General features: G+C 70.3%; 6 protein-coding genes. 5 read left to right on the top strand and 1 reads right to left on the bottom strand.

The features are described 5' to 3' along the window. Positions 1-27: 27 nt before the first annotated feature. Positions 28-2,496 (bottom strand): transglycosylase domain-containing protein, encoded by a 2,469-nt coding sequence (locus tag ACWGJO_RS40165; protein WP_452190697.1) that lies wholly within the window; start codon positions 2,494-2,496, stop codon positions 28-30. Positions 2,497-3,014: 518 nt separating this feature from the next. Here ACWGJO_RS40165 and ACWGJO_RS40160 point away from each other — a divergent pair. The 5 genes from ACWGJO_RS40160 (at position 3,015) to ACWGJO_RS40140 (ending at position 8,236) form a co-directional block, all read left to right on the top strand. Next, positions 3,015-3,713, top strand: a complete 699-nt coding sequence (locus tag ACWGJO_RS40160) for a PadR family transcriptional regulator (protein ID WP_359909483.1) — start codon at positions 3,015-3,017, stop codon at positions 3,711-3,713. Positions 3,714-3,839: 126 nt separating this feature from the next. After that, positions 3,840-4,922: an inositol-3-phosphate synthase gene (locus ACWGJO_RS40155; RefSeq protein WP_452190695.1), complete on the top strand. Its 1,083-nt coding sequence runs from the start codon at positions 3,840-3,842 to the stop codon at positions 4,920-4,922. 127 nt (positions 4,923-5,049) lie between these two features. Then, on the top strand, positions 5,050-6,372 hold the full coding sequence (locus tag ACWGJO_RS40150) for an MFS transporter (protein ID WP_387691309.1): 1,323 nt from the start codon (positions 5,050-5,052) through the stop codon (positions 6,370-6,372). A gap of 108 nt (positions 6,373-6,480) precedes the next feature. Beyond that, positions 6,481-7,140: an LppU/SCO3897 family protein gene (locus ACWGJO_RS40145; RefSeq protein WP_452190693.1), complete on the top strand. Its 660-nt coding sequence runs from the start codon at positions 6,481-6,483 to the stop codon at positions 7,138-7,140. 67 nt (positions 7,141-7,207) lie between these two features. Then, on the top strand, positions 7,208-8,236 hold the full coding sequence (locus tag ACWGJO_RS40140) for an LppU/SCO3897 family protein (RefSeq protein ID WP_452190692.1): 1,029 nt from the start codon (positions 7,208-7,210) through the stop codon (positions 8,234-8,236). Positions 8,237-8,366: the final 130 nt, after the last annotated feature.

Below are 8,366 nucleotides of genomic sequence, written 5' to 3'. Positions count from 1 at the left end.
GCCGTTCGGGGTCGAGCCGGGACCGGGCTACTGCCCGGCTGCCGCGCCCTGCTGGCCGCCGCCGGTGCTGCTCGGCGTCGGCCTGCCGCCACCGCCCGGCTTTCCGCCGCCGCCCGGCGACGAGCTGTCCGTCGGTCCCGGGGGCTGCGTCTGGCAGCCGACAAACGGCAGACAGCTGTTGCCCGGGTGCGGGTTCCTGGTGCTCGACGGGCTGGGCTGGTCCCCGGGGCAGTCCACACCGGGCACGCAGGTCTGGGTGGGCTGCGGCTGCACCGGCGGCTGCGGCGCCTGCGACTGGGGCTGCGCCGGGGCCGTCGGGGTGTCCGCCGTGGTCGGGGTGGCCGCCGCGGAGGCCGTGGACGGCGCACCGGAGGAGTCGACCTCGGTGCCGACCGGCTGCGGGGTCGGGAAGTCCATCTTCTTCTCGTTGGCCAGCGCGGCCTTCATGTACCGGGTGAAGACGTCGGTCGGGATGTCACCACCGTGGATGGACTCCTTGCCGCCGGTCCCGTTGAGCGACTGCCGCTCGTGCTTGGTCGGGTCCTCGCGCCACATCGCGACGCTGGTCACCAGCTGCGGGGTGTAGCCGACCCACCAGGCCGACTTGTTCTGGTCGGTGGTACCGGTCTTGCCGGCCACCGGGCGGCCCAGGTCCTTCGTCTTCTTCCCGGTACCGTTCACGGCCACGTTCACCAGCACGTCGGTGACGTTGTCGGCGACGGCCGGCTCCAGCGCGACCTTGGGCTCCTTCTTGCCGAAGCCCGGGCGCTCCACGCCGCTCACCTCGACCTTGGTGACCGAGTACGGCTCGGCCTCCTTGCCGCTGGCCGCCAGGGTGCCGTAGGCGGTGGCCATCCGGATCGGGCTGATGGTGGAGGTGCCGAGCGGGAAGGTCGCCGTCTTCGGGTCGGCGAGGCTCTCCTTCTTGACGCCCATCTGCACCGCGATGTCGGCCACGTTCTGGCCGCCGACGTCCTGGTTGAGCTGGACGAAGGGCACGTTGTACGAGTACTGCATGGCCTGCCGCAGCGAGACGTAGCCGCGCTTGCCGGAGTCCTCGTTCTTCTGCCGGTACGGCTTGCCGTCGTCGCCGATCACCAGCGAGCCGTCCGGCTTGCGGATCTCGGACATGTCGTCGGCCAGGTAGCGGCTGTCGGCGTTGATCCGCTTCGGCTTGCCCTTGTCGTCCTTCGCGGTCTGCACACCGGTCTGCATCGCGGTGGCCAGCACGAAGGGCTTGAAGGTCGAGCCGACCTGGACGCCGGTGGCGTCGGCGTTGTTGTCGAAGTGGCCGTTCTCCACGCCGTCGCCGCCGTAGAGGGCGACGATCGCGCCGTCGCCGGGGCGGATGCTGGCGGAGCCGAACTGGATGTTGGTGTCGTTGTCCGGCCGCTTCTGCGGGTTGAGGTTCTCCGACTTGACGGCGTCGACGGCGCTCTTCAGCGCGTCGACCTTGTCCTTCTCGAAGGTGGTGTAGATCTTCAGGCCGCCCCGGTCGATCATCTGCGGGGTGATCGACTTGTCGGTGGCCATCACGTACTTGTTGGCGGTGTCGACCAGGTAGCTGATCTCACCGTTCATGTTGGAGCTGGGCTTCTGCGGGATCGGGTCCGGGAACACGTTGCACTTGGCGCGCTCGTCCGGGGTGATGGCCTTGGTGTCCACCATCTGGTCCAGGATCCAGCTCCACCGGCCCTGGGCCCGTTCCTTGTTGTCCGGGTTGGTGGGGTCGTAGTACGCCGCACCCTTGAGCAGACCGGCCAGCATGGCGCTCTGGCAGACGTTGAGGTCCTTGGCGTCCACCCCGTAGTACGCCTGGGCGGCCGCCTGGGCGCCGTTCGCGCCGCGGCCGAACCAGCTGGTGTTCAGGTAGCCGGTGAGGATCTCGGGCTTCTTCTTCTCCTGATTGATCTTCAGCGTGATGAAGAACTCCTTCACCTTGCGGCTGAGGGTCTGCTCCTGGCTCAGGTAGGCGTTCTTCACGTACTGCTGGGTGATCGTCGAGGCGCCCTGGGTCTCACCTCCCTTCGCCATGTTCCAGACGGCGCGGAGCATGCCCTTGGGGTCGATGCCGCTGTCGGTCTGGAAGCTCTTGTTCTCCGCGGCGATGACGGCGTTCTGGAGGTTGGGGCTGATGTCCTTGAGCTCGACGATCTGACGGTTGGTCTGGCCCTTGCGGGTCATCTCCGTGCTGTCGGCCCAGTAGTAGATCGTGTTCTGGTTCTGCACCAGATCGTTCAGCTCCGGGACCTTGGTGCTCTGGTACAGGTAGAACACCAGGCCGACGAAGCAGCCGAAGACCAGCAGGAAGCCGCTCAGCCACTGCTTCCAGGACGGCAGCCAGCGCCGGATGCCGCTCTTGCCGAACCGCGGGTAGTCGATGAAGCGCTTCTTGCCGGGGCCCGCGGCCACGGCGGCGGAGGCCGCGGCGTCACCGCGCCGGCCGCCGCCCTTGCCCTTCTTCTGGGCAGCCTTGCGCATCTCCGCACGGGTCATCCGGGGCTGTTGTGCGGTCTCCCTCACCCCCGAGGGGCGGCGTCGGCCGACGCCGTCCGAGCTCAGCTCGTCGGGCTCCGACCCACCTCCCCGACGGCCGCCGCCTCCCGGGGGCTGCTGCCCGTCACCGCCCGGGTTGGGCGTCCTTCGCCGTCGCTCGCTCATCTTCCAGCCACTCCTCGCCAGGCGTTTCCAGCCTGAAGGCAGGGTTCACGTCCGATGCCCGCAAACCGCCCTGATCCCGGAGGTGGTCCTCGTGCACACGCGACAGCGTACGCAGCACGGATATACAACTAATCGGACATCAGTTGCCAATGCCCGCAAAACGGCAACAGATCATTACAAGCCCGTTGCCAACCGCACCTGCGCGTCGGCTTGTGATCACATTCACGCGTGCCCCCCTTGCTCGTTCCGAGGGCCGGGTTTACTGTTCTCGATATATCGAGCCGATACATCGAAGCGGAATACCGCCGGATGCGGCGGCCGGACGGACACCGAGAGGGAGGAGGACGAAGGCAATGGGCAGACGCTCAGGAGTGCTGGAGTTCGCCGTCCTCGGACTGCTCCACGACGCCCCGATGCACGGCTACGAGCTGCGCAAACGGCTGAACATCCTGCTCGGCACGTTCCGGGCGCTCTCCTACGGAACGCTCTACCCCTGCCTGAAGAGCCTGGTCGCCCAGGGCTTCCTGGTCGAGGACAACCCGGACGTCGAGTACGTCCCGGCCACCGCGCTCAACGGCAAGCGGTCCAAGATCGTCTACCGGCTCTCCGCCGAGGGGAAGCAGCGCTTCGAGGAACTGCTCGCCGACTCCGGCCCGGACGCCTGGGAGGACGAGCACTTCGGCGTGCACTTCGCCTTCTTCGGCCAGACCGACCGGGCCGTGCGGATGCGCGTCCTGGAGGGGCGCCGCAGCCGGCTGGAGGAGCGGCTGGAGCGGATGCGCAACTCGCTGGCCCGCGCCCGCGAGCGGTTCGACGACTACACCGTCGAACTCCAGCGGCACGGACTGGAGTCGGTGGAGCGCGAGGTCCGCTGGCTCAACGAGCTGATCGAGACCGAGCGGTCCAACCGCACCGGTCGGACCGGCTCCGACGCCGGCGGCCCCGCCGCCGGCCCCCACAAGACTTCGGACGGCCGTGGCCAGGAGGACGGGTCCCAGGACCCGCCCGGGCCACCGTACGACCGCCCGGGGCGCTCCGCCCAGGAGCGCTGACACCGCGCCAGCCCTGTGCCGCGCGGCAGGATCGGGCGCCTCGCGCCCGTACATGCAGTCATCGAAGAAGCAGGACGAGTTCCGCCGACCCCGGCGGTCCTCATGAGATCACAGGGAGCAACCGGAATGGGTTCGGTTCGCGTAGCCATCGTGGGCGTGGGCAACTGCGCCGCGTCGCTGGTGCAGGGTGTCGAGTACTACAAGGACGCCGACCCGGCCGGCAGGGTCCCCGGGCTGATGCACGTCCAGTTCGGTGACTACCACGTCCGTGACGTGGAGTTCGTCGCCGCCTTCGACGTCGACGCCAAGAAGGTCGGCTTCGACCTGGCCGACGCCATCGGCAACAGCGAGAACAACACCATCAAGATCTGCGACGTGCCGCCGACCGGCGTGACCGTCCAGCGCGGCCACACCTTCGACGGCCTGGGCAAGTACTACCTGGAGACCATCGAGGAGTCGGACGAGGCTCCGGTCGACGTCGTCCAGGTCCTCAAGGACCAGCAGGTCGACGTCCTGGTCTGCTACCTGCCCGTCGGTTCCGAGGACGCGGCCAAGTTCTACGCCCAGTGCGCCATCGACGCCAAGGTCGCCTTCGTGAACGCCCTGCCGGTGTTCATCGCGGGTACCAAGGAGTGGGCGGACAAGTTCACCGAGGCCGGCGTGCCGATCGTCGGTGACGACATCAAGTCCCAGGTCGGCGCCACCATCACGCACCGCGTGATGGCCAAGCTGTTCGAGGACCGCGGTGTCATCCTCGAGCGCACCATGCAGCTGAACGTCGGCGGCAACATGGACTTCAAGAACATGCTCGAGCGCGAGCGCCTGGAGTCCAAGAAGATCTCCAAGACCCAGGCCGTCACCTCGCAGATCCGCGACCGCGAGCTGGGCGCCAAGAACGTCCACATCGGTCCCTCGGACTACGTGGCCTGGCTGGACGACCGCAAGTGGGCGTACGTCCGCCTGGAGGGTCGCGCGTTCGGCGACGTCCCGCTGAACCTGGAGTACAAGCTGGAGGTCTGGGACTCCCCGAACTCCGCCGGTGTCATCATCGACGCCGTCCGCGCCGCGAAGATCGCCAAGGACCGCGGCATCGGTGGCCCGATCCTGTCGGCCTCCTCGTACTTCATGAAGTCCCCGCCGGTCCAGTACTTCGACGACGAGGCCCGCGAGAACGTCGAGAAGTTCATCCGCGGCGAGGTCGAGCGCTGAGCGGCTGACCGCTCACGGCTCGCACAGCCGTAGGAGGGGCCCACGGTCTTCGGACCGTGGGCCCCTCACGTTCTCGCGGCCAATGTTTCACGTGAAACAGTGGCCGGTTCCATGGCACTCTGGGCGGGTGGCGATCACCGAGAACGGCAGCACCCACCAGTCCGCGCACCGCGCCACGCTCCTGGACCTGCTGAAGGGCCGCGACTTCCGGCGGCTGCTCACCGCCCGGGTGCTCTCCCAGCTCTCGGACGGCGTCTTCCAGGTCTCGCTCGCCGCGTACGTGGTGTTCTCCCCCGAGAAGCAGTCCTCCCCCGCCGACATCGCCTCGGTACTGGCCGTGATGCTGCTGCCGTTCTCGGTCATCGGCCCGTTCGCCGGCGTGCTGCTGGACCGCTGGCGCCGCCGCCAGGTGCTCTACTTCGGAAACCTGGCCCGCTTCGTACTGGGCCTGGGCACCGGCGCGCTGCTGCTGGCGCAGGCGCCGACCTGGCTGTTCTTCGCCTCGGCCCTGCTGGTCACCGCGCTCAACCGGTTCATCCTGGCCGGCCTGTCCGCCGCCCTGCCCCGGGTGGTGGAGCAGGACCAGCTGGTCACCGCCAACGCCCTCTCCCCCACCCTCGGGACGGTCGCCGCCGCCTCGGGCGGGGGCATCGGCTTCGCGCTGCACCAGCTGATGGCTCCCGGGCCTCAGGCCGACGCCGCCCTGGTCACGGTGGCCGCGCTGCTCTACCTGTCGGCCGCGCTGGCCGCCCGGCGGATGGACCGCGACCTGCTCGGCCCGGAGCAGCACGAGGGCCGCCCGGCGCTCGGCCAGGCACTGGTCCGGGCCGCCGTCGAACTCGGCGCCGCGGTGCGCCACCTCGTGCGGGACTGCCGGCCCGCCGTGCACGCGCTGGCCGCCGTCACCGCGGCCCGGTTCTGCTACGGCGTGCTGATCGTGGTCGTGGTGATGCTCGCCCGGTACACCTTCAACGACCCGACCGACAGCGCGGCCGGGCTGGTCACCCTCGGCCAGGCGGTGGGTCTGTCCGCCGCCGGGTTCTTCGTCGCCGCGCTGGTCAGCCCCTGGTGCACCCGTCGGCTGGGCCTGGCCGGGTGGATGACGGCCTGCCTGGTCGCTCCCGTGGCCTTCGTCCCCGCCCTGGGCCTGAGCTTCACCCTGGTGCCCTGCCTGATCGCCGCCCTGCTGCTCGGGGTGGTCACCCAGGGCACCAAGATCTGCGCCGACACGGCGGTGCAGGAGTCGGTCGAGGACGAGTACCGCGGCCGGGTCTTCGCCATCTACGACGTGCTGTTCAACGTCGCCTTCGTGGCCGCCGCCCTGGTCACGGCACTGGTGCTGCCGCTGTCCGGCCGCTCGGTCGCGGTGGTACTGGGGGTCGCCGGGGTATACGCCCTGACGGCGGTCCTCTACCTGCGCGCCGCCCGCCGGAGCCCGCTCCCCCGGTGACCAGGGCTCCTGGGAACCCTCGGGGCTCGCGGCCGACGGCGTCCGACCGACTCGCTAAGGTACTCGAACCTGTCGGATCGACAGAACTCCGTCTCGGGGGACGAACTGATGAGCACACCGCCGAATCCGTACGGCCCGGCCCCGGTGGGGCCGCCCGTCGCCACGCCGTACGGGGCACCGCCTCCCCCGCCGGCCGCGCCGTACGGGCCGCCGCCGGCCTACGGGCAGCCCGCGCCGCCGCCCCCGCCCGGCTACGGCCCGCCGCCCGGGTACGGCCCGCCGCCCGGCCAACCGCCCTACGGACAGCAGCCGTACGGACAGCCGACCCCCGGACCGTACGGGCAGCAGCCGCCCGCCGGGGCGTACGGCCCGCCCCAGCCCGCCCCGGCGGTGCCGCCCGCGCCGGCCGCCAAGCGCGGCATCCGGTCCAAGCTGCGGATCGTCGGGCTGGTCGGCGGCTGCGTGGCGCTGGCCGTGGGCTACTTCGTGGCCGGGCCGAGCGTCAGCAGCGCCAAGCCCGGGGACTGTGTGCGGGCGAGCGGCTCCCGCGACGTCGAGATCGTCAAGTGTACTGACAGCAAAGCGAATTACCGCGTTCTGTCGAAGTTCGAGGGCACCACGGACGTGACCCGCTGCAAGCAGACGCCGCAGACCACGAGCGCGGTCTCGGGCAAGAGCGGCCGCCGCTGGAACAAGAAGCGGTACGTGCTCTGCCTCGGCCCGCTGGCGCCCGCCACCACCGGCGTCCCGCCGGTGAAGAAGTCCTGACCCCTTCCGCCTCTCCTTTCCTTCCCGGGGGACCCCCTTGTCCGCTCCGCCTCCGCCTCCACCGCAGATGCCGTACGGCCCGCCACCGGGCGACGGCAACCCGTACGCCTCCGGCGGCTCCTACGGCGCACCGCCCCCACCGCCGCCCGGATACGGCGCACCGCCGCCGGCGCCCGGATACGGCTACCCCAGCGCCCCGCCGCCGCCCGAGCAGCCGTACGGCGTCCAGCCCCCGCCGGACGGTTACGGCTACGGGTACCCGCCGCCGCCGACGGACGGGACCACCTGCCGGTTCTGCGGCGGCTACCCGGCGGTGAACGCCACCGTCCGCGGCCACCAGGGCCTGATCATCGCCTACCGGATGCTGCGGATGACCGGCCCGTTCTGCCACACCTGCGGAACGGCGACGGTGCGCGACATGTCGGCCCGGACGCTGGTCCAGGGCTGGTGGAGCCTGGTGTCCTGGCTGCTGACCCCGATCACGCTGCTGCTGAACCTCGGCCCGCACAACAAGTTCAAGCAGTTGCCGCCGCCCGTCCCGGGCAGCCACGGCCCCCAGCTGAACCCGGGCGTTCCGCTGACCGGCCGGCCGCACATCGCGATGCTGCTGGTGCCGGTCTCGCTGGCGGTCACCGTGGCCCTGGCCGCGACCGGGGTGCTCGGCCCGAAGAAGGGCGACCCGGTCACCGACCCGACACCGTCCCCCACGGTGCTGACCTTCTCGCCCATGCCGCTGCCGAAGCCGACCTACACGTCACCGGTCATCCCCACGCCGACCTTCACGCTGCCGGTCCCGACGCTGACGTTCCCGCCGGTCACCACGCCGACCGACTCGGACAGCAAGGTGGACTCGGCCAACCCCGGCGACTGCCTGCGCAACGCGAACGGCACCAGCGAAACCACCGACACCAACCCGAAGATCACCATGGTGCCCTGCACCGACACCAAGGCGCAGTACAAGATCGTCTTCAAGTACCTCGCCACCTCCGACGAGAAGGTCTGCGAGAAGCAGCCGAAGTCGGACAGCTGGTACACCAGCAAGCACCCCAACCTCCCGGCCCTGGACTACGTGCTCTGCCTGAAGCAGCTCAAGTAGCCCGGTACGAAGGAGGGGTGGCCCCGGCCGAGTGCCGGGGCCGCCCCCCCCCCCCGGGCGCGGGCCGCGGGCGGGGCGGCCGCTGACGCCGCAGCCCGGGCAGGGGGGCCCCCCCCCCCCCCGCGCCCCC

This window comes from Kitasatospora sp. NPDC054795 (genome assembly GCF_053611565.1).
The sequence above is the reverse complement of the archived record's forward strand: the minus strand, read 5'-3'. Positions and strand labels throughout refer to the sequence as shown.

Bases quoted from the DNA above. Each gene is read 5' to 3' on its own strand.
- ACWGJO_RS40165 (WP_452190697.1), bottom strand. From the start codon at position 2,496: ATGACCCGTGCGGAGATGCGCAAGGCTGCCCAGAAGAAGGGCAAGGGC.
- ACWGJO_RS40160 (WP_359909483.1), top strand. From the start codon at position 3,015: ATGGGCAGACGCTCAGGAGTGCTGGAGTTCGCCGTCCTCGGACTGCTC.
- ACWGJO_RS40155 (WP_452190695.1), top strand. From the start codon at position 3,840: ATGGGTTCGGTTCGCGTAGCCATCGTGGGCGTGGGCAACTGCGCCGCG.
- ACWGJO_RS40145 (WP_452190693.1), top strand. From the start codon at position 6,481: ATGAGCACACCGCCGAATCCGTACGGCCCGGCCCCGGTGGGGCCGCCC.
- ACWGJO_RS40140 (WP_452190692.1), top strand. From the start codon at position 7,208: ATGCCGTACGGCCCGCCACCGGGCGACGGCAACCCGTACGCCTCCGGC.